The sequence below is a fragment of the Clavibacter rahimiani genome, from assembly GCF_052654495.1.
In genome coordinates, this window is sequence record NZ_CP199790.1 from 1,103,554 (window position 1) to 1,122,760 (window position 19,207).

At 72.8% G+C, this 19,207-nt stretch carries 20 protein-coding genes and 2 tRNA genes; 14 read left to right on the top strand and 8 right to left on the bottom strand.

All coding sequences use genetic code 11. The features are described from left to right. Positions 1-91 precede the first annotated feature (91 nt). Entirely contained in the window at positions 92-1,633 is a 1,542-nt protein-coding gene (locus ACT7CP_RS05310; protein ID WP_445443640.1) for an MFS transporter, read from the top strand. Between the two features lie 92 nt (positions 1,634-1,725). Here the strand turns inward: ACT7CP_RS05310 and ACT7CP_RS05315 are convergent, their stop codons facing one another. Further along, entirely contained in the window at positions 1,726-1,980 is a 255-nt protein-coding gene (locus ACT7CP_RS05315; RefSeq protein ID WP_307502545.1) for a DUF6458 family protein, read from the bottom strand. Between the two features lie 114 nt (positions 1,981-2,094). On the opposite strand from ACT7CP_RS05315, the gene ACT7CP_RS05320 reads away from it, so the two are divergent. Both ACT7CP_RS05320 and ACT7CP_RS05325 read left to right on the top strand, forming a co-directional pair. After that, positions 2,095-3,162: a 3-isopropylmalate dehydrogenase gene (locus ACT7CP_RS05320; protein ID WP_413963953.1), complete on the top strand. Its 1,068-nt coding sequence runs from the start codon at positions 2,095-2,097 to the stop codon at positions 3,160-3,162. Positions 3,163-3,170: 8 nt separating this feature from the next. Next, positions 3,171-4,283, top strand: coding sequence for a branched-chain amino acid aminotransferase (locus ACT7CP_RS05325; protein WP_445443641.1), 1,113 nt, complete (start codon positions 3,171-3,173; stop codon positions 4,281-4,283). Between the two features lie 82 nt (positions 4,284-4,365). Here the strand turns inward: ACT7CP_RS05325 and ACT7CP_RS05330 are convergent, their stop codons facing one another. Then, a complete protein-coding gene (locus ACT7CP_RS05330; RefSeq protein WP_445443642.1) occupies positions 4,366-5,223 on the bottom strand; it encodes an NAD(P)H-binding protein in 858 nt (285 codons plus the stop codon). Between the two features lie 83 nt (positions 5,224-5,306). Between ACT7CP_RS05330 and ACT7CP_RS05335 the strand changes: the two genes are divergently transcribed. From ACT7CP_RS05335 to ACT7CP_RS05360, 6 genes are all read left to right on the top strand, one after another. Next, a complete protein-coding gene (locus ACT7CP_RS05335) occupies positions 5,307-5,777 on the top strand; it encodes a MarR family winged helix-turn-helix transcriptional regulator (protein WP_445443643.1) in 471 nt (156 codons plus the stop codon). Between the two features lie 10 nt (positions 5,778-5,787). Beyond that, entirely contained in the window at positions 5,788-6,561 is a 774-nt protein-coding gene (locus ACT7CP_RS05340; protein ID WP_445443644.1) for a fumarylacetoacetate hydrolase family protein, read from the top strand. 2 nt (positions 6,562-6,563) lie between these two features. Beyond that, positions 6,564-7,337, top strand: coding sequence for a hypothetical protein (locus tag ACT7CP_RS05345; RefSeq protein ID WP_445443645.1), 774 nt, complete (start codon positions 6,564-6,566; stop codon positions 7,335-7,337). Positions 7,338-7,350: 13 nt separating this feature from the next. Then, complete coding sequence (gene gltX / locus ACT7CP_RS05350; RefSeq protein WP_445443646.1) at positions 7,351-8,871, top strand: glutamate--tRNA ligase; 1,521 nt, start codon at positions 7,351-7,353, stop codon at positions 8,869-8,871. Next, on the top strand, positions 8,864-9,829 hold the full coding sequence (locus ACT7CP_RS05355; RefSeq protein WP_445443647.1) for an NAD(P)/FAD-dependent oxidoreductase: 966 nt from the start codon (positions 8,864-8,866) through the stop codon (positions 9,827-9,829). Before gltX ends, ACT7CP_RS05355 begins: the two co-directional genes overlap by 8 nt. 90 nt (positions 9,830-9,919) lie before the next feature. Beyond that, a tRNA-Gln gene (locus tag ACT7CP_RS05360) sits at positions 9,920-9,991 on the top strand. Positions 9,992-10,128: 137 nt separating this feature from the next. Here the strand turns inward: ACT7CP_RS05360 and ACT7CP_RS05365 are convergent. The 3 genes from ACT7CP_RS05365 to ACT7CP_RS05375 all read right to left on the bottom strand — a co-directional run bounded on the left by ACT7CP_RS05365 (position 10,129) and on the right by ACT7CP_RS05375 (position 12,968). Further along, the gene (locus ACT7CP_RS05365; RefSeq protein ID WP_445443648.1) at positions 10,129-11,139 is read right to left on the bottom strand and encodes an aldo/keto reductase family protein; all 1,011 of its coding nucleotides are present in this window, start codon (positions 11,137-11,139) and stop codon (positions 10,129-10,131) included. A 130-nt stretch (positions 11,140-11,269) separates the two neighbouring features. Then, a complete protein-coding gene (locus tag ACT7CP_RS05370) occupies positions 11,270-12,280 on the bottom strand; it encodes an aldo/keto reductase family protein (RefSeq protein ID WP_445443649.1) in 1,011 nt (336 codons plus the stop codon). A 73-nt stretch (positions 12,281-12,353) separates the two neighbouring features. Beyond that, complete coding sequence (locus ACT7CP_RS05375; RefSeq protein WP_307502520.1) at positions 12,354-12,968, bottom strand: TetR/AcrR family transcriptional regulator; 615 nt, start codon at positions 12,966-12,968, stop codon at positions 12,354-12,356. Positions 12,969-13,023: 55 nt separating this feature from the next. Here ACT7CP_RS05375 and ACT7CP_RS05380 point away from each other — a divergent pair, with 55 nt between their 5' ends. Together ACT7CP_RS05380 and ACT7CP_RS05385 are read left to right on the top strand one after the other, a co-directional pair. Beyond that, complete coding sequence (locus tag ACT7CP_RS05380) at positions 13,024-13,821, top strand: SDR family NAD(P)-dependent oxidoreductase (protein WP_445443650.1); 798 nt, start codon at positions 13,024-13,026, stop codon at positions 13,819-13,821. A gap of 80 nt (positions 13,822-13,901) precedes the next feature. Continuing rightward, on the top strand, positions 13,902-14,861 hold the full coding sequence (locus tag ACT7CP_RS05385) for an aldo/keto reductase (protein WP_445443651.1): 960 nt from the start codon (positions 13,902-13,904) through the stop codon (positions 14,859-14,861). An 88-nt stretch (positions 14,862-14,949) separates the two neighbouring features. On the opposite strand, the gene ACT7CP_RS05390 is transcribed toward ACT7CP_RS05385, so the two are convergent. From ACT7CP_RS05390 to ACT7CP_RS05400, 3 genes are all read right to left on the bottom strand, one after another. Then, positions 14,950-16,044 (bottom strand): TerC family protein, encoded by a 1,095-nt coding sequence (locus tag ACT7CP_RS05390; RefSeq protein WP_445443652.1) that lies wholly within the window; start codon positions 16,042-16,044, stop codon positions 14,950-14,952. A 230-nt stretch (positions 16,045-16,274) separates the two neighbouring features. Beyond that, complete coding sequence (locus ACT7CP_RS05395) at positions 16,275-16,697, bottom strand: sortase (protein WP_413963968.1); 423 nt, start codon at positions 16,695-16,697, stop codon at positions 16,275-16,277. A gap of 42 nt (positions 16,698-16,739) precedes the next feature. After that, positions 16,740-17,378, bottom strand: a complete 639-nt coding sequence (locus ACT7CP_RS05400; RefSeq protein ID WP_413963969.1) for an MBL fold metallo-hydrolase — start codon at positions 17,376-17,378, stop codon at positions 16,740-16,742. A gap of 168 nt (positions 17,379-17,546) precedes the next feature. Between ACT7CP_RS05400 and ACT7CP_RS05405 the strand changes: the two genes are divergently transcribed. The 3 genes from ACT7CP_RS05405 (at position 17,547) to ACT7CP_RS05415 (ending at position 19,179) form a co-directional block, all read left to right on the top strand. Beyond that, a tRNA-Glu gene (locus tag ACT7CP_RS05405) sits at positions 17,547-17,619 on the top strand. A 140-nt stretch (positions 17,620-17,759) separates the two neighbouring features. Beyond that, positions 17,760-18,482 carry a Type 1 glutamine amidotransferase-like domain-containing protein gene (locus ACT7CP_RS05410; RefSeq protein WP_445443653.1) on the top strand — a complete coding sequence of 241 codons (723 nt, stop codon included), beginning with the start codon at positions 17,760-17,762 and terminating at the stop codon, positions 18,480-18,482. A 10-nt stretch (positions 18,483-18,492) separates the two neighbouring features. After that, positions 18,493-19,179 carry a uracil-DNA glycosylase gene (locus ACT7CP_RS05415; protein ID WP_413963971.1) on the top strand — a complete coding sequence of 229 codons (687 nt, stop codon included), beginning with the start codon at positions 18,493-18,495 and terminating at the stop codon, positions 19,177-19,179. Positions 19,180-19,207 lie beyond the last annotated feature (28 nt).

Genomic DNA, 19,207 nt, shown 5'->3' on the forward strand with positions numbered 1-19,207 from the left:
GTACCGACCGGACGGTACAGTGATCCCGGCCGTGCACGCGGCCCCGTCCGCGCGCCCCGCGCCGTCGCCCACGACGTCAGGAAGCCCCGTCATGTCCACGCCCCGCACCGACTCCGTCCCCGCGACCGCCGCCCCCGCCCGGGCCGGCCGTCGGCAGTGGGCGGCGCTCGTGGTGCTCATGCTCCCGGTGCTGCTCGTGTCCATCGACAACACCGTGCTCAGCTTCGCGATGCCGTCCATCGCCCGCGACCTCGAGCCGTCGGGCGCGGCCCAGCTCTGGATCATCGACGCGTACCCGCTCGTGCTCGCGGGCCTCCTCGTCGCGATGGGCAACATGGGCGACCGCTACGGCCGCCGCCGCCTGCTCATGATCGGCGCCGCCGGCTTCGGCCTCGTCTCGGCCCTCGCCGCGTTCGCGACCGACGCGTCGCAGCTCATCGCGGCCCGCGCCGCCCTCGGCTTCTTCGGCGCGATGCTCATGCCCTCCACGCTCTCGCTCCTCCGCTCGGTCTTCACCGACCGCCGGCAGCGCCGCCTCGCCATCGCGATCTGGGCGTCCGGCTTCTCCGGCGGATCCGCCCTCGGCCCGCTCGTCGGCGGCGTGCTCCTCGAGCACTTCTGGTGGGGATCCGTGTTCCTCATCGCCGTGCCCGTGCTGCTGCCCCTGCTGATCCTCACGCCCGCGCTCGTGCCCGAGTCGAAGGACCCGGCGCCCGGGCCCATCGACGTGGTGGCGATCCTGCTGTCTCTCGCCACGGTCGCGCCGATCGTCTACGCCATCAAGACCTTCGCGACGGAGGGCGTGACGCCGCTCGCGATGGCGGCGCCCGTCGTCGGGGTGGTCGCGGGGATCCTCTTCGTGCGGCGCATGTCGAGGACCCGGAACCCGATGCTCGACGTGGCGCTGTTCCGCGAGCCGGTCTTCACGGGCGCCGTGCTCGTCAACCTGCTGAGCGTCGTCTCGCTCGTCGGCTTCCTCTTCTTCGTCACGCAGCACCTGCAGCTCGTCGCCGGGCTCGACCCGCTCGCGGCCGGCATCGCGCTGATCCCGGGGTCGGTCGTGGTCATCGTCTCGGGCCTCGTGATCGTGCCGATCGTGGCGCGGGCCCGGCCGTCGCGGGTCGTCGCGGTCTCGCTCGCCTTCACGGCTGTCGCGTACGTGATCCTCGCGGTCGCGGGCCAGGGCGCCTCGGTCGCGCTGCTCGTGGTGGCGTTCTGCCTCCTGGGGGCGGGCATCGGAGCGTCCCAGACGATCTCGAACGACCTGATCATCGCCGCCGTCCCGCCCGCCAAGGCCGGCGCCGCCTCGGCCGTGTCGGAGACGGCGTACGAGGTGGGCGCTGTGCTCGGCACGGCCGTGCTCGGCAGCATCCTCACCGCGAGCTACCGCACGGGCCTCGTCCTGCCGGCCGGCTTGTCCGAGGGCGACGCCGTCGCGGCCCGCGAGACCCTGGGCGGCGCGGTGGCGGTGTCCGAGCGCGTGCCGTCGGACGTGGGCCAGGCGCTGCTCGCGTCGGCGCACACGGCGTTCGACGGGGGAGTGGTGACGACCTCGATCATCGGCGCCGTGCTGATGGTGGGCGCCATCGTCATCTCGCTCACGAGCCTCCGCCGCGCGAGCTCGCACGACTGATCACCGCGAGCCGCGCGGATGCGCGGACGCCGGACGCGGATCGGGCCCGTCACCTCGCGAGGTGACGGGCCCGATGCGTGCCGGGGAGCGGATCAGACGAGGTTGTCGTCCGAGCGCTCGCTGCGCGTGATGCGCTGGCCGGTGGCCGGGTCGATGCGCGTGCGCGTCTCGCTGACGGCCGTGCGGCGGCGGGCGAGGAGCGCGATGCCGATGATGATCACGAGGGCACCGCCGCCCATCAGGATGTAGCCGACCAGCTGCAGGTCGACGCCGGGGACGGTGAGGTCGACGGCGAACGCGAGGATCGCGCCGACGACCACGAGGAAGATGCCGAGGCCGATGCTCATGGGAGTGCTCCTTGTGTCGTGCCCGCCGGGTGTCGGACCGGTCAACCGTAGCGCGCGGGTGCGCGCGAGGGACGGGTAACCTGGCCCGACACCCCACGAGCTCCGGGAGGATCCATGCCCCGCACCATCTCGCTCGCCGTCGTCCCCGGGGACGGCATCGGCCCGGAGGTCGTCCACGAGGCCCTGCGCGTGCTCCGGGAGGCGGTGCCCGCGGACGTCGCGCTCGACACCGTCCAGTACCCGTTCGGCGCCGGGCACTACCTCGAGACGGGGGAGATCCTCACCGACGCCGACCTCGCGGCGCTCGCCCAGCACGACGCGATCCTCCTGGGCGCGGTCGGCGGCGACCCCCGGGACGCGCGCCTCGCCGGCGGCATCATCGAGCGCGGCCTGCTGCTCAAGCTGCGCTTCGCGTTCGACCACTTCGTCAACCTGCGGCCGACCACCCTGCTGCCGGGCGTGACCTCCCCGCTCGCCGCCCCCGGCGACGTCGACTTCGTCGTCGTCCGCGAGGGCACCGAGGGCCCGTACGCCGGCAACGGCGGCGTGCTCCGCCGCGGCACCGAGCACGAGATCGCCACCGAGGTGTCCGTCAACACCGCGCACGGCGTGGAGCGCGTGGTGCGGTTCGCGTTCGAGCTGGCCGAGAAGCGGGAGCGCAAGCGCGTCACCCTCGTCCACAAGACGAACGTGCTCACCTTCGCCGGATCCCTGTGGCAGCGCACCGTCGACCGCGTCGCCGCCGAGCACCCCGGCATCGCCGTCGACTACCTGCACGTCGACGCCACGATGATCTTCCTGGTCACCGACCCGTCCCGCTTCGACGTCATCGTCTCCGACAACCTGTTCGGCGACATCATCACCGACCTCGCGGCGGCCATCAGCGGCGGCATCGGGCTCGCGGCGTCCGGCAACGTGAACCCCACGGGCGCGTTCCCGAGCATGTTCGAGCCGGTGCACGGATCCGCGCCTGACATCGCCGGCCAGCAGAAGGCCGACCCGACCGCGGCGATCCTCTCGGTCGCGCTCCTCCTCGACCACCTGGGCCTCCCCGACGCCGCCGCGCACGTCACCCGCGCCGTCACGGCCGACCTCGCCGCGCGTGCGGCGGGCGACCCGGCACCCCGATCCACCTCGGAGGTCGGCGACGCCGTCATCCGCGCCCTCTCCACGACCCGCTGAAGGACCCCATGAGCACCACCAGCACCGACGCCGCCTTCCCCCTCTCCTTCGACCTGACCCCGTCGGAGACCGCCCGCGCCGACGCCGAGCGGGAGGCGATCCTCGCGGATCCCGGCTTCGGCAAGCACTTCACGGACCACATGGTCCAGATCGACTGGACCCTCGACGCCGGCTGGCAGGACGCGCGCGTCGTCCCGTACGGCCCCCTCCAGCTCGACCCCGCGGCGAGCGTCCTGCACTACGCGCAGGAGATCTTCGAGGGGATGAAGGCGTACGCGCACGCCGACGGATCCGTCTGGACCTTCCGCCCCGACCGCAACGCCGCCCGCCTCCAGCGCTCGGCCCGCCGCCTCGCGCTCCCGGAGCTCGCGACCGAGGACTTCGTCGAGTCGGTGCGCCAGCTCGTCCGCGCGGACATCGGCTGGGTGCCGCGCGCCGCGGAGCAGAGCCTGTACCTGCGCCCGTTCATGATCGCCAACGAGAGCTTCCTCGGCGTGCGCGCCGCCCAGCGCGTGGGCTACTACGTCATCGCGAGCCCGGCGGGCGCGTACTTCACGGGCGGCGTGGCTCCCGTCTCCATCTGGCTGTCCCGCGACTACTCGCGCGCGGGCAAGGGCGGGACGGGCGCGGCGAAGACCGGCGGCAACTACGCGGCGTCGCTCCTCCCGCAGGCCGAGGCCGCGTCGCACGGCTGCGCGCAGGTGCTCTTCCTCGACTCGCAGGAGGGCCGCTACCTCGAGGAGCTCGGGGGCATGAACATCGTGCTGGTGTACGAGGACGGCCGCCTCGTCACGCCGGACTCCGACAGCATCCTCGAGGGCATCACGCGCGACTCCATCCTCGAGCTCGCGCGCGACCGCGGCCTCACGGTCGAGAAGCGGCGCGTGGAGCTGTCGGAGTGGGTCGAGGGCGTCGAGTCGGGCGAGATCACCGAGGTGTTCGCGTGCGGCACCGCGGCGGTCATCACGCCCATCGGCCGCCTGCTGGGCGAGGGCCTCTCGGTCGGCGACCCCGACGCGCCCGCCGGCGAGCTGACGATGTCGCTGCGCCAGGAGCTCACCGACATCCAGTACGGCCGGATCCCGGACCGCCACGGGTGGCTCACGCGGCTCGACGCGTAGCGCGCGCTCCCGCATCGACGACGACGGCCGGCCCCTCACGGGGTCGGCCGTCGTCGTCGCTCCGACGTGCGCCGCTGACGGCTCAGGCGCGGCCGAGCTCGGCCGCGTGCTCTCGCGCGAAGTCGAGGAACGACCGCGGCGGCGTGCCCGTGATCCGCGTCACGGCATCGGACATCACCCGCACGTCGTCGAGGCCCTCGCGCACCACCTCGGCGTACTGCCGCACGAGCCCGCGCGCGAGCCACGCGTCCGCGCCGCCCGCACGCAGGGCCAGGCCGAAGACGGGCCCGGGGAGGTGCACGTACCGGATCCGCCGCCCGAGCGCCGCGGACAGCCGATCCGCGATCTGCCGCGAGGTGAGCGCCTCCGGCCCCGTCAGCACGTGGTCCCGGCCGACGTGCCCCTCCTCCGTGAGGACCTGCGCGGCGACGCGCGCGATGTCGGCCGCGTCGATCCAGCCGATCGCGCTCGTCCCGGTCGTCTGCGGATAGAGGCCCCGGCGGATGGCGGGAGCGGACTGCAGGACGTTCTGCATGAACGCGGACGGTCGGAGCAGCGTCCACCCGAGCGTCGACGCGCGGAGGAGCGCGTCCGTCTCCGCGCACGCCCGCGCCCACGGCAGCCGCGAGTCGAGGGTCGCGTCGCCGCCGGAGAGGTGCACCACCCGCCGGACACCCGCGGCCTCGGCCGCCTCGACGGCGTTCCGGCCGAGCTCCGCCTGCCGTGGCGTCACGGGCGTGAGGAGGAACATCCGGTCGCAGCCCTCCAGGGCGTCGCGGAGCGTCTGCGGCCGGCCCAGGTCGCCGAGCACCGCGTCGATGCCGCGCGCCCGGAACGCCTCCACCTGGTCGGGACGGCGGCAGAGCGCCCGCACCGGCTCGCCCCGCTCGGCGAGCAGCGCGACCACGCGGCCCGCCACCCCGCCCGTCGCCCCGGTCACGAGGATCCTCGACCCGTCCATGCTGCCTCCGTCGTCAGTATCAGATGCCTGATACGTGACACGGTAGCACCTAAGCTGGCCGCATGACGTCCCCGCACCGGTTCACCGAGGACGACCTCGGCAGCGTCATCACGTGGAGCGCCGCGCGCGCGGCCCGGCGGCTCGAGCGGATGCTCACGGAGGTCCTCGCGGTGCACGACCTCACGCCCGTGCAGTTCGGTGTGCTCGTGCACCTGGCGGTGCGGCCGTCGATCACGCAGGCGGCGCTCGCCCGCGAGGTGGCCGTGCGCCCGCAGAGCATGGATCCGCTGCTGGCCGGGCTCGAGGCACGCGGGCTGGTGTCGCGCTCGGCCGAGCGCGGACGGGGCCGCCGGAACCCCGTGGCGCTCACGGACGCGGGCCTCGCGCTGCTGCGCGCGGCGTGGGGACCGGCGACGGCGACGAACGACCTCTCGGGGTTCGGCGTCGACCGGGCGACGGGCGACGTCGTCGCCGACGCGCTCCTCCGGATCGCCACGGCCGGACCGGGTCTGCCGACGCCGCCGCACGGCTAGGGTCGACAGCGTGAAGATCGCGCGATTCAGCACCGGCACCGACCCCCGCTTCGGCATCCTCGACGAGGAGGAGGACCACCTCGTCGTCCTCTCCGGGGACCCCATGTTCAGCGGGTACCAGACCACGGGGGAGCGCGTGCCGCTCGCCGACGCGCGGCTGCTCGCGCCCGTGATCCCGCGCTCCAAGGTCGTGGCCGTCGGCCGCAACTACCGGGCGCACGCGGCGGAGCACGGCAGCGAGGCGCCCACCACGCCGCTCATCTTCCTGAAGCCCAACACCTCGGTCGTCGGGCCCGACGACGCGATCCGCCTCCCCGCCGACAGCCAGCAGGTCGAGCACGAGGGCGAGCTCGCGGTGGTCATCGGCCGCATCACGCGCGATGTCTCGGTCGAGGACGCGCACCGGTCGATCTTCGGCTTCACCATCGGCAACGACGTGACGGCCCGGGACATCCAGCACTCCGAGAGCCAGTGGGCCCGCGCCAAGGGCTACGACACCTTCTGCCCGCTCGGCCCCGTGATCGAGACCGAGGGCTCGTTCGAGGACGCGCTCATCGAGACGCGCGTCGACGGCGAGCTCCGCCAGTCCGGCCGCACGAGCGAGATGGTGCACAGCGTGCCCGAGCTCATCGCGTTCGCCTCCCGCGTCTGGACCCTGCTGCCCGGCGACGTGATCCTCACGGGCACGCCCGCGGGCGTCGGCCCCTTCACCGACGGCCAGGTCGTCGAGGTGTCGATCGAGGGGATCGGCACGCTCTCGAACCCCGCGCGCGCTCGCGCCTGACCGTGGCCCGCCTCGGCCGTCCGGCGCGCGTCGCGCTGGCGGCCGCGGCGGTCGCGCTCCTCTCCGGGTGCGTCTACGACGTGTCCGACTACGGGCTCGAGACGCCGACACCCGATGCGGCAGACGGCTCGCCCACGGCGACGCCGACCGTGGACGCGCCGCCCCCGCTCGACCTGCCCGACGGCTGCGTGCCCGCCGACCTCGCGATCGACTGGGCGGAGCCCGTCGCCGGGCCCGCCGACGAGCTGCTCGCGGTGCGCGTGATGCAGGTGCGCGTCCCGAGCGCGGGGGAGCAGGTGGGCCTCGGATCCACTCCGCAGGCGGTGACGCGCACCGACACCGTGCTCGTCCCGGCGCTCGACCTCGTCGTGGACGCGAGCGGGGAGGGGACCGTGACGGGGGCGGATCCGCTGACGCCGGCGGCCTCCTGGTCCGAGACGCTCCGGGACGACCTGCGGGACCGCGACCTCGTCGGCCCGCGGTTCGGGCGCCCGCTGCAGATCACGTCCTTCGACCCGGTGGTCGACCGCGAGGCGCGGTACGTCATCGGGTACCTGGGCACGTCGCAGGCCGCGCGCTTCACCGTCACGGGCTGCGACGGCGCCTTCCGGTCCGTCGGGACGCTCGCGGGCACCGACCCGACGCGCGCGTCCGGCGCCGTCCTCCTCGAGTGCGGCGTGCCGCCCGGCGACCAGTACGACCGGTGGGACCTCCTCGAGCCGTACTGCGCCGACGAGGCGGCGCCCGCCGCGGGGGAGCGGCAGCCCGAGCCCTAGGATCGGATGCAGGATGACTGAGACAACCGCGCACCCCGTGACCACCGCTACCGGGACCGACGTCCGCGTCCGGTTCTGCCCGTCCCCGACCGGGACGCCGCACGTGGGGCTCATCCGCACGGCGCTCTTCAACTGGGCGTACGCGCGCCACACGGGCGGCAAGCTCGTCTTCCGCGTCGAGGACACCGACGCCGCGCGCGACAGCGAGGAGAGCTACGAGCAGCTGATCGAGGCGCTGCGCTGGCTCGAGATCGACTGGGACGAGGGCGAGGGCGTGGGCGGACCGCACGCGCCGTACCGCCAGTCCCAGCGCACCGACCTCTACCTCGAGGTCATCGCGAAGCTCACGGCATCGGGTCACCTCTACGAGAGCTACGCGACGGCCGAGGAGATCGAGGCGCGCAACCGCGCTGCCGGCCGCGACCCGAAGATGGGCTACGACAACTTCGAGCGCGACCTCACCGAGGAGGAGCGCCAGGCGTTCCGCGACGAGGGCCGCTCGCCCGCCCTCCGCCTCCGCGTGCCGGACACCGACCTCTCCTTCGACGACCTCGTCCGTGGCACGGTCACGTTCCCGGCCGGGTCCTTCCCCGACTTCGTGCTCGTGCGGCCCAACGGCGCACCGCTCTACACGCTCGTGAACCCCGTCGACGACGCGCTCATGGGGATCACGCACGTGCTCCGCGGCGAGGACCTCCTCTCCTCCACGCCCCGCCAGATCGCGCTGTACCACGCGCTCATCGAAATCGGCGTGGCCGATGCCATCCCGCGCTTCGGCCACCTGCCCTACGTGATGGGGGAGGGCAACAAGAAGCTCTCCAAGCGCGACCCCGAGTCGAACCTGTTCCACCACCGGGACCGCGGCTTCATCCCCGAGGGCCTCATCAACTACCTGGCGCTCCTCGGCTGGTCGCTCACGCACGACCGCGACGTGTTCTCGCGGATGGAGATGATCACCGCGTTCGACGTCGCCGACGTCACGCCCGCGCCCGCCCGCTTCGACCTCAAGAAGGCGGAGTCGCTGAACGGGGACCACATCCGCCTGCTCGCGCTCGACGACTTCGCGGGCCGGCTCGTGCCGTACCTGCAGGCCGCCGACGTCATCGGCGCGGAGCCCACGCACGAGGAGCGACGGATGCTCGCCGCCGCCGCCCCGCTGGTGCAGGAGCGCATGCAGCTGCTCGGCGAGGCGCCCGACCTCCTGTCGTTCCTCTTCACCACGGCCGAGGAGCTGCCCTACGACGACGCCGCGGTCCAGGCCCTCAAGGACGATGCCCCCGAGGTGCTCGCGGCGTCGCGCGGCGCGCTCGACGGCGTGCCGCACACGCAGTGGGACATCGACCTGGTGCAGGAGGTGCTGCAGAACACGCTGATCACCGGCATGGGCATGAAGCCGCGCCTCGCGTACGGGCCGCTCCGGGTCGCCGTCTCCGGGCGCCGGATCTCGCCGCCGCTGTTCGAGTCGATGGTGCTGCTCGGCAAGGACGAGACCATCGCGCGCCTCGACCGCCTGGCCGGGACGCTCGGTGCCTGACGCCGCGGGTGCCGGGGCGACCGGCGCCGGCTCCACCGCGACGGGTGACTCCTACGACGTCGTCGTCATCGGCGCGGGACCCGCGGGCCTCTCCGCCGCGCTGAACCTCGTGCGCGCCCGGCGCCGCACCCTCGTCCTCGACAGCAGCCGCCCGCGGAACGCCGCGACGCTCATGTCGCACGGCTTCGTCACCCGCGACGGGATCTCCCCGCTCGAGCTCCGCAAGCTCGGCCAGGTCGAGGTGGAGTCCTACGACGAGGGCGAGTTCCAGCTCGCCGTCGTGCAGTCGGCGGAGCCCGCCGAGGGCGGCTTCACGGTCCGCGCGAAGGGCGTGCGCCGCGCGCCCGACCGCGAGGTGCACGCGCGCCGGATCCTCATCGCGACGGGCCTCGTGGAGACGCTGCCTGACCTGCCGAGCATCCGCGCGTACTACGGCACCGCCGTGCACAGCTGCATGGAGTGCGACGGCTACGAGAAGCGCGACGAGCCGCTCGCCCTCATCGGCGAGACCGACGACCTCGTGGAGCGCGCGCTGCTGCTCTCGCAGTGGTCGCGCGACATCATCGTCTTCACGAACGGCGTCGCCCGCATCGACGAGGCGGGGGAGCGCGGACTCGCGTCCCTCGGCATCCGCGTCGACCGCCGGCCCGTCGCCGACATCGAGGGTGAGCGCGCGGCCGTCACGGGCATCCGGATGCAGGACGGCTCCGTCGTCCCGCGCACGGGCGGCTTCGTGCGCCCGCGCTACTCGACCGCGCTCGACTTCCTCGCGGGTCTCGACCTCGACACCGACGACGACGGCCACATCGCCGTCGACGCGGAGGGCCGCACGTCGCACGCGGGCGTCTACGCGGCGGGCGACAGCTCGCAGCCGGGCCCGCAGCAGCTGATCATCGCGGCCGGCTTCGGCGCACGCGCGGCCAGCGCGATCAACCGGGACCTGCTGCCCGCCATCTGACGCGTCACGGGTCCGTCGGGCGGGCACCGGTTTGGCGAGGATCCGGCTGATGGGCTACACTCGACGAGGCCCGATCGCGCATCGGGGCCTTGGGGTATGGTGTAATTGGCAACACGGAAGATTCTGATTCTTTTGTTCTTGGTTCGAGTCCAGGTACCCCAGCACTGAATCGTCAGGAAACGAAGGCCCGGATATCCGGGCCTTTTCCTTTTGCCCCGCTCGAGCATTCGCGAACATGACGACGGCCCCGCCCGAGCATCTGCTCGAGCGGGGCCGTCGGCGCGTTCAGCGCGTGCGGATCAGGAGAGGCGCGTCGTGGGCGAGCTCTCGCTGGTCTTCGACGGGTCCTTCTCCACGACGTCGCCGAGGGCGTCGTCGATGCGGGTGAGGAGCTCCGCGGGGATCGTCACGCCCGAGGCCTTCACGTTCTCGTGCACCTGCTCGGGACGCGAGGCGCCGATGATCGCCGAGGCGACGTTGTCGTTCTGGAGGACCCAGGCGACGGCGAGCTGGGCGAGCGAGAGGTCCAGCTCGTCGGCGACGGGCTGCAGCTCCTGGACGCGGGTGAGGACGTCGTCGTTCATGTAGCGCTTGATCATGTCGGCGCCGCCCTTGTCGTCCGTGGCACGCGAACCCTGCGGCAGGTCCTGGCCCGGCTTGTACTTGCCGGTGAGGACGCCCTGGGCGATGGGGGACCAGACGATCTGCGAGATGCCGAGCTCGGCGGAGGTCGGGACGATCTCCTCCTCGATGACGCGCCAGAGGGCCGAGTACTGCGGCTGGTTCGAGATCAGCTGGAAGCCGAGCTCGCGGGAGAGGGCGTGCGCCTCGCGGAGCTGCGCGGGGGTCCACTCGCTGACGCCGATGTACAGCGCCTTGCCCTGGCGGACGACGTCGGCGAAGGCCTGCATCGTCTCCTCGAGCGGCGTCTCGTAGTCGTAGCGGTGCGCCTGGTAGAGGTCGACGTGGTCGGTCTGGAGGCGGCCGAGCGAGCCGTCGATCGACGCCATGATGTGCTTGCGCGAGAGGCCGGTGTCGTTGTGGCCCTTGGCGCCGGTGGGGAAGTAGACCTTCGTGAAGATCTCGAGGCCGTCGCGGTCCTCGCTCTTCAGCGCATCGCCGAGGACCTTCTCGGCGACGGTGTTCGCGTAGCCGTCCGCGGTGTCGAACGTGGTGATGCCGGCCTCGAGGGCCGCCTTCACGCACGCGGTCGCCGTGTCGTTCTCGACCTGCGACCCGTGGGTCAGCCAGTTGCCGTACGTGATCTCGGAGATCTTGAAGCCTGAGTTGCCTAGGTAGCGGAATTCCATGTCCCGACCCTACGCCGCGTGCGCGGGCGGCCCCGCGGCGCGCGCTGTCCGCGCGGTGACCGGGAGGTGCACGTGCGGCCCCGCCCGAGGATCTCGGGCGGGGCCGCGGTCGTGCGGGGGAGAGCGCGGATCAGGCCTCGCGGGTCTTCGGCGAGCTCTCGTCGGTCTTCCGCGGGTCCTTCTCCACGATGTCGCCGAGGACGTCGTCGATGCGGGTCAGGAGCTCGGCCGGGATCTTCACGCCGGACGCCTTCACGTTCTCGTGCACCTGCTCGGGACGGGACGCGCCGATGATCGCGGACGCCACGTTCTCGTTCTGCAGCACCCACGCGACGGCGAGCTGCGCGAGCGACAGGTCGAGCTCGTCGGCGACGGGCTGCAGCTCCTGCACGCGGGAGAGCGTGTCGTCGTTCATGAAGCGCTTGATCATGTTCGCGCCGCCCTTGTCGTCCGTGGCGCGCGAGCCCGAGGGGAGCTCCTGGCCGGGCTTGTACTTGCCGGTCAGCACGCCCTGCGCGATGGGCGACCAGACGATCTGGGAGATGCCGAGCTCCGTCGACGTGGGCACGACCTCCTCCTCGATGACGCGCCAGAGGGCCGAGTACTGCGGCTGGTTCGAGATGAGCTGGAAGCCGAGGTCGGTCGCGAGCGCGTGGCCGGCGCGCAGCTGGTCGCTCGTCCACTCGCTGACGCCGATGTAGAGCGCCTTGCCCTGGCGGACGACGTCGGCGAAGGCCTGCATCGTCTCCTCGAGCGGCGTCTCGTAGTCGAAGCGGTGCGCCTGGTAGAGGTCGATGTAGTCGGTCTGCAGGCGCGTGAGCGACGCGTCGACCGAGTCCATGATGTGCTTCCGCGAGAGACCCGTGTCGTTGTGCCCCTTGGGGCCGGTGGGGCCGAAGACCTTGGTGAAGATCTCGATCGAGGCACGCCGCTCGTCCTTGAGCGCCTCGCCGAGCACGGTCTCCGCCTTGGTGTTGGCGTAGACGTCCGCGGTGTCGAAGGTGGTGATCCCCGCCTCGAGCGCGGCCTTCACGCACGCGGTCGCGGTGTCGTTCTCGACCTGCGATCCGTGGGTGAGCCAGTTGCCGTAGGTGATCTCGGAGATCTTGAAGCCGGAGTTGCCGAGGTATCTGAATTCCATGCTCCGACCGTACGCCGGGCCCGTGGACCGGCTCCCACGAAAGTGTGCGACGGACGCCGGGCGCCCGCCGCGATCAGGCCGCGCGGGAGCCGGCCACGTGCAGGGGCGCGAGGGCCGTGTCGAGCGCGGCCTCGAGCGGCCAGGCGGAGCGCTCGGGCTGGCTGAGCACGAGGCCGCCCTGGATGGCCGCGAGGATCACCGTGGCAGTGCGCTGCGGATCCGCCGACGCGGCCACGAACCCCGCCTCGCGCATGCGCTCGACCCCGCGGGCGAGGAAGGCGCGCCAGGCCCGCATCCCCTCCGCGATGCTGCGCTCGAGCTCGGGATCGGTGGCGGCCGCCTGCGTGGCGAGCGAGCCGATGGGGCACGCCCACCGCCCGCGGCCGATGTAGTAGTCGACGAGCGCGGAGCGCCACGCCTCCCACGACTCCCAGGAGCCCAGGTCGTGGATGTGCGGCTCCTGTGCCTCGAGGAGCTGCTGCCCCTCCCACGCGGCGACCTCGCGCACGAGCTCGAGCTTCCCGCCCGGGAAGTAGTGGAAGAGCTGGCTCTTGCTGGTGAGGGTGGCGGCGCGCACGTCGTCGAGGGTCGTGCCGCCGATGCCCGAGGCGAGGATCTGCTCGCCCGTCGCCTCGATGATCCGCTGGCGGGTGCGTCGGCCGCGCTCCGTGATCCCCGACTCCGCCATGCTCCGATCCTACCGTCCTGGACCGGCCGGTCCAATCCGTGCTATTCATTGGACCATGCAGTCCAACAACGAGATCCTCCAGTCCCTCACCCCCGACACCCGGCTCGCCGGCCGCACGGCCGTCGTCACCGGATCCACCAGCGGCATCGGCGAGGCGATCGCCCGCGTGCTCGCCGCATCCGGCGCCGAGGTCGTCGTCAGCGGACGCAGCGCCGAGCGCGCCGCCTCCGTCGTCGACGCCATCACCGCGAGCGGGGGCCGGGCGCACGCCGTCACGGTCGACCTCGGCGCCGACCCCGAGGAGGTCCGCCGCTTCGCCCGCGAGGCGACCGCCGCCCTCGGCGGCCGGGTCGACATCCTCGTGAACAACGCCGGCGTCTACCCGGTCGGGCCCACGGCCGCGCTCGCGGACGACGACCTCGACGCCGTGCTCGCGATCAACGTCCGCGCGCCCCACGTGCTCGTCGCGGAGCTCGCCCCCGCCATGGCCGAGCGCGGGTCCGGCGCCATCGTCGACATCGGATCCTGGATGTCGCGCGTCGGCGTGCCCTTCGGCGCCGCGTACACCGCCTCGAAGGCGGCCGTCGAGCAGATGACCCGCACGTGGGCCGCGGAGTACGGGCCGCGCGGCGTGCGCGTGAACACGGTGGCGCCGGGCGCGACCTCGACCCCGGGCAACGCGGACTCCGCCGACGTGCTCGCGGCGATGACCGCGACCACCGTGGCGGGCGTGCCCGTGCGTCCCGTCGACATCGCGTACGCGGTGCGCTTCCTCGTGTCGGACGAGGCCGCGTTCGTGCACGGCGCGCGCCTCGACGTCGACGGCGGGATCGCCAGCACGCGCCTCGGCTGACCGGCGGGCCCGGCCCCGACCGCGTCGCCCGCCCCCGACCCGGCGCGGGCGACGCCGCCCGGTCGGAGCATGCTGGATCCATGAGCCGCATCGACCTGCCCGAGCTCGGCCTCGGCACCGCGCCCCTCGGCAACCTCTACCGCTCCATCGGCGACGACGAGGCGCACGGCGTCGTGCAGGCGTCGTGGGACGCGGGGCTCCGCTACTTCGACACCGCGCCGCACTACGGCCTCGGCCTGGCGGAGCGCCGGCTCGGACGGGCGCTCCGGGAGCACCCGCGGGACGCGTACGTCGTCTCCACGAAGATCGGGCGGGTCCTCGAGCCGGTCGACGCCCACGGCCGCCGCGACGACGACATCTTCGACGTGCCGGGCGACCACGTCCGCCGCTGGGACTTCAGCGCCGACGGGGTGCGGCGCTCGCTCGACGACTCCCTCGCGCGGCTCGGGCTCGACCGCGTCGACGTGCTGCTGATCCACGACCCCGACGAGCACCTCGACCAGGCGGTCCGCGAGGCGGTGCCCGCGCTCGTGCGGCTGCGCGACGAGGGCGTCGTCGGCGCCATCGGCGTCGGATCCGGCACCCCGCGCTCGCTCGCGGCGCTCATCGGCACCGGCGAGCTCGACGTCGCGATGGTCGCCGGCCGCTACACGCTGCTCGACCAGTCCGCCCTGCACGAGGTGCTGCCGGCCGCCGAGGAGACCCGCACGCGCGTCGTCGCGGTCAGCGTATTCAACAGCGGCGTCACCGCAACCGACTCGCCGGCCGACGACGCCACCTACGAGTACGGGCCGGCGTCCGAGGAGGTCCTCGCGCGGGCCCGGCGCATCGCCGAGATCTGCGCGGGCTACGACGTCGAGCTGCCGCAGGCCGCGATCCGCTTCCCGCTGCGCCACCCGGCCGTCACGACGGTCGCGCTCGGCCTGGCCTCCGTGGACGAGGTGCGAGAGGGCGTGACGCGGGCGACGCGGCTGGTGCCCGAGGAGCTGTGGGCCGAGCTCACCGCCGAGGGCATGATCCCCGAGGGCCCGCTGTCCTGATCCCGGGCCCGGCGATCACCCTGGGCCCGCACGCGACGACGCCCGCCCCCGGATCCGGGAGCGGGCGTCGTCGTGGTGCGGGGGAGCGCTAGCGGCGCGCGTCCACGTCGCGATCGGCGTCGACGCTGCGGCCGGAGTCGCGCGCCGCGTCGTCGTCCGCGTCGGCGGGGGCCCTCTCGCCCTCGACGGCCGTCGCGGAATCGGTGCCCTCCACGGCGGTCGCGTCGCGCTTCGTCTTCGCGAGGCTCGCGATGGTCGCCACCGTGATGGTGAGCAGGATGAACGACAGCGAGAACCAGATCGGGATCTCGGGCGCCCACTCGACGTGCTCGCCGCCGTTGATGAACGGCACCTCGTTGACGTGCAGCGCGTGCAGCACGAGCTTCACGGCGATGAAGCCGAGGATCACGGCGAGGCCCTGCGAGAGGTACACGAGGCGCTCGAGGAGGCCGGAGATCAGGAAGTAGAGCTGGCGGAGGCCGAGCAGCGCGAAGGCGTTCGCGGTGAAGACGATGTACGCCTCCTGCGTCAGGCCGAAGATCGCGGGGATGGAGTCGAGCGCGAACAGGACGTCGGTGAGGCCGATGGCGAGCATCACCAGGAACATCGGGGTGAACAGGCGCTTGCCGTCGATGCGGGTCGTGAGCTTGTCGCCGTCGTAGTGCTCGGAGGTGGGAATGACGCGGCGGAGGGCCCGGATGAGCTTCGAGTCGGACTCGCTCTCGTCGTGCGTCTCCTTCATCTGCTTGTACGCCATGACGAGCAGCAGCGCGCCGAAGATGTAGAAGACCCAGGAGAAGTTGTCGATGATGGCGGAGCCCGCGGCGATGAACAGGCCGCGCATCACGAGCGCGATCGCGATGCCGACGAGCAGCACCTTCTGCTGGAAGGCCCGCGGCACGGCGAAGCTCGACATGATGATGAGGAAGACGAAGAGGTTGTCGACGCTCAGCGCCTTCTCCGTCACGTAGCCGGCGAAGTACTCGCCGCCGAAGGTCCAGTTCGAGAAGACGCCGATCCCGACGCCGAAGACGAGCGCGATGACGATGTAGACGACCGACCAGGTGGCGGACTCCTTGAGCGTCGGCTCGTGCGCCTTGCGGACGTGCGCGAAGAAGTCGAAGACGAGCAGGCCGAGGACGGCGCCGATGGTCGCGGCCCAGAGCCAGAAGGGGACATCCATTTTCGGGGGTTCTCCAGTACTCGGACCCGCTGCGGGGTCCGGTGGGGTACTGAAGGTCTCCTCCACCCCGCGGACGATGTCCGCGGAACCGGTCGCACGGGTCGGAGTGGTCCGACCGTACTGACGACACGACCGCCGGATGGGAGTACTCCCCTTCGAGAGATCACCCTATACGGCTGCATGGACCGGTCCCGACCACGCGGGCGGATGCCCAGGCGCCGGGCGCGCAGCTACTCGAGGAAGAGCAGCACGATCCCGGCGACGGCGGCCACGGCGCCGATGCCGATGAGCACGAGGCCGGTCACGCGGAGCGCGCGGCCGTCGAGCTCGGGCGCGTGGGTGCGGACCCGCCACGGCGCGCGCGGCGAGAACCACACGCGCACGTCGGATCCGGCGGCGAGGTCGCGGGTCTCGGGGGTGTCGGCGATCGCCTCGTGCACGTCGCCGTCGCCGTCGAACCAGCGGAGGACGCGCGGGGGAGCCGCGTCGCCGTCACGCGCCGGGGCGCCGTCCGCGACGAGGCCCTCCGTCGGCGTCCAGCGGCGGCCGACGACCCGCACCGAGAGCCCGGCGACGTACAGGGCGATGCCCGGCACCAGCGCGATCCACGTGAGGAACTCCACGATGAGCGACACCGCGCCGAGTCCGTCCATGCCGTTGACCCCGCGTCCGCTCGTCGAGAGCCCGAACAGGGCCTAGAGGTCGATGCTATCGCCGGGCTCGAGGGCGTGGAACTCGCCGCCGCCCTGCTCCGTCGCCCACTGCAGGCGGCCGTTCGACATGGCCTTGCCGGCGGTCGACAGCACCATCTCGTGCGTCGGGAACGCGCGGCGGGGCTTCACCGCGAGCACGTAGTCGATCGACTCGCTGATCTTCATCCAGGGGGCGCCGGCGGGGGCGGCGAGGAGGTCGACCTCGATGCCCTCGGGGATCACGAACGAGTCGCCCGCGTAGTAGAGCGTGTCGTTGACCAGCACGCCGAGGTTGTCGACCACGGGGATCGACTCGTGGATCACTGCGTGCGTGCCGCCGAAGAAGCGGAGGGCGAAGGGGCCGACCTCGATCGCGTCGCCGGCGTGCACGACCGTGACGTCGAAGTCGGTCGCGGCGGCGGCCACGCCCTCGGGGGCGTAGATGGGCACGCCCTCGTTCTTGTCGAGGATGCGCTTCAGCTGCTCGGGGGTCCAGTGGTCGGGGTGCTCGTGCGTGATGACGATGGCGTCGGCGTTCATCGCCTCCGTGATCGGGGTGGTGAACGCACCCGGGTCGATGAAGAGCTTCCGCCCGTTGAGTTCCAGGACCAGGGCGGCGTGCTCGAGCTTCGTCAATCGCATGAGAGGAGCCAACACCGTCCGGGCGGGCGGAGCAAACCGGGCGCGCGGGGCGTCGACGGCGGCGTTCGCGGGTGCGGGACGGCGGAGCGGAGAGGCGGATCCGGCCCGGTCGGGGCTCGATTTGGTCCGGCTGCACGCGCTGTGGCATACTCGACGAGTTGCAAAAACGGCCCCATCGTTTAGCGGCCTAGGACACCGCCCTCTCACGGCGGTAACACCGGTTCGAATCCGGTTGGGGTCACAGACGCAGTGCCCGGACAGCCCGGCAGCTCCTCACGGAGGTGCCGGGCTTTCGTGTTCCCCGGCCCCGTCCGTCTCCCGCCCCCTCCCTTTCCCGCCTCCGCGGCCCGGGTCGGCGGCCCGGCCCTGTACCGTCAAGGGGTGAGTGTGCACCTGGTCGGAGGCGGCCTGTCGGATGACGACACCCCCCTCCTCGCGCGGTTCCTGTCCGAGGCGACGACGAGGGCGACCGATGCCGCCCGGTTGGAGCCGGCGCGCATCGCCGTGATCCTCGTCCACGACGGCCTCGGCGCCGAGGAGTTCGACCGCTACGCCGCCGCGCTCCGTGCCGCCGGTGCGTGCGAGCCGGTCGCCGTGCTCGTGCCCGAGGGCGGATCCGTCGAGGTCGCCCAGCTGCAGGACGTCGACGGCATCGTCGTCGGCGGCGGCCTCACCCCCGCGTACCGCCAGGCGCTCGAGCCCGTCTTCGGCGAGATCCGCAGGCAGGTCACCGCGGGCGTCCCGTACCTCGGCTTCTCCGCCGGCGCGGCCGTGGCCGCCGAGACCGCCCTCGTCGGCGGCTGGCGCATCGGCGACGTCGAGGTCGTGCAGGAGTCCGCGAGCGAGGACCTCGACGAGGTCACCGTCGAGCAGGGCATCGGCCTCATCGACGTCGCGGTCGACGTGCACGCCGCCCAGTGGGGCACCCTCACGCGGCTCATCGCCGCCACCGAGGCGGGGCTCGTCGAGGGCGGCGTCGCCATCGACGAGGGGACCGTGCTCATCGTGGGCGAGGGCCAGCTGGTCGTGCAGGGGCGCGGCAGCGTCTGGTCGGTCATCGGCTCGGAGACGGGCGTCACCGTCAGCTCCGCCGGCGCCTCCTGATCCGGCGCGCGTGGCGCTGACGCTGCCCGAGCTCGTCGAGCGCGGGCTCATGGACGCCGGCTGGGCCGAGGCCCTCGCGCCGGTCGCCGACGACATCGCGCGGATGGGGGAGTGGCTGCGCGCCGAGGTCGCCGCCGGCCGCCCCTACCTGCCCGCGGGGGACCGCGTGCTGCGCGCGTTCCAGCAGCCGCTCGCCGACGTGCGCGTGCTCATCGTCGGCCAGGATCCGTACCCCACGCCCGGCCACCCCGTCGGCCTGTCGTTCTCGGTCGAGCCGGACGTGCGGCCCGTGCCGCGGAGCCTCGTGAACATCCACCGGGAGCTCCGCGACGACCTCGGGATCCCGACGCCCGAGCACGGCGACCTCACCGTGTGGACCCGGAGCGGCGTGCTGCTGCTCAACCGCGTGCTCACGGTGCGACCGGGCGCGCCCGCCTCGCACCGCGGGAAGGGCTGGGAGGCCGTGACCGAGCGCGCGATCCGGGTGCTCGCCGAGCGCGGGGGGCCGCTCGTCGCGATCCTCTGGGGCAAGGACGCGGGGTCGCTCGCGCCGATGCTCGCGCCCGTGCCGTCGATCACGTCCGTGCACCCGAGCCCGCTGTCGGCGTCGCGCGGGTTCTTCGGATCCCGGCCCTTCAGCCGGGCGGACGCGCTGCTCGCGGAGCAGGGCGCGGATCCGGTCGACTGGCGCCTCTGACGCCGCCCGCCCGATCCGTCGCCGCCCG

Excerpts from the sequence above, each read along its gene's own strand:
- ACT7CP_RS05310 (WP_445443640.1), top strand. The coding sequence starts at position 92 with ATGTCCACGCCCCGCACCGACTCCGTCCCCGCGACCGCCGCCCCCGCC.
- ACT7CP_RS05315 (WP_307502545.1), bottom strand. The coding sequence starts at position 1,980 with ATGAGCATCGGCCTCGGCATCTTCCTCGTGGTCGTCGGCGCGATCCTC.
- ACT7CP_RS05320 (WP_413963953.1), top strand. The coding sequence starts at position 2,095 with ATGCCCCGCACCATCTCGCTCGCCGTCGTCCCCGGGGACGGCATCGGC.
- ACT7CP_RS05325 (WP_445443641.1), top strand. The coding sequence starts at position 3,171 with ATGAGCACCACCAGCACCGACGCCGCCTTCCCCCTCTCCTTCGACCTG.
- ACT7CP_RS05335 (WP_445443643.1), top strand. The coding sequence starts at position 5,307 with ATGACGTCCCCGCACCGGTTCACCGAGGACGACCTCGGCAGCGTCATC.
- gltX (WP_445443646.1), top strand. The coding sequence starts at position 7,351 with ATGACTGAGACAACCGCGCACCCCGTGACCACCGCTACCGGGACCGAC.
- ACT7CP_RS05365 (WP_445443648.1), bottom strand. The coding sequence starts at position 11,139 with ATGGAATTCCGCTACCTAGGCAACTCAGGCTTCAAGATCTCCGAGATC.
- ACT7CP_RS05370 (WP_445443649.1), bottom strand. The coding sequence starts at position 12,280 with ATGGAATTCAGATACCTCGGCAACTCCGGCTTCAAGATCTCCGAGATC.
- ACT7CP_RS05375 (WP_307502520.1), bottom strand. The coding sequence starts at position 12,968 with ATGGCGGAGTCGGGGATCACGGAGCGCGGCCGACGCACCCGCCAGCGG.
- ACT7CP_RS05380 (WP_445443650.1), top strand. The coding sequence starts at position 13,024 with ATGCAGTCCAACAACGAGATCCTCCAGTCCCTCACCCCCGACACCCGG.
- ACT7CP_RS05385 (WP_445443651.1), top strand. The coding sequence starts at position 13,902 with ATGAGCCGCATCGACCTGCCCGAGCTCGGCCTCGGCACCGCGCCCCTC.
- ACT7CP_RS05390 (WP_445443652.1), bottom strand. The coding sequence starts at position 16,044 with ATGGATGTCCCCTTCTGGCTCTGGGCCGCGACCATCGGCGCCGTCCTC.
- ACT7CP_RS05395 (WP_413963968.1), bottom strand. The coding sequence starts at position 16,697 with ATGGACGGACTCGGCGCGGTGTCGCTCATCGTGGAGTTCCTCACGTGG.
- ACT7CP_RS05400 (WP_413963969.1), bottom strand. The coding sequence starts at position 17,378 with ATGCGATTGACGAAGCTCGAGCACGCCGCCCTGGTCCTGGAACTCAAC.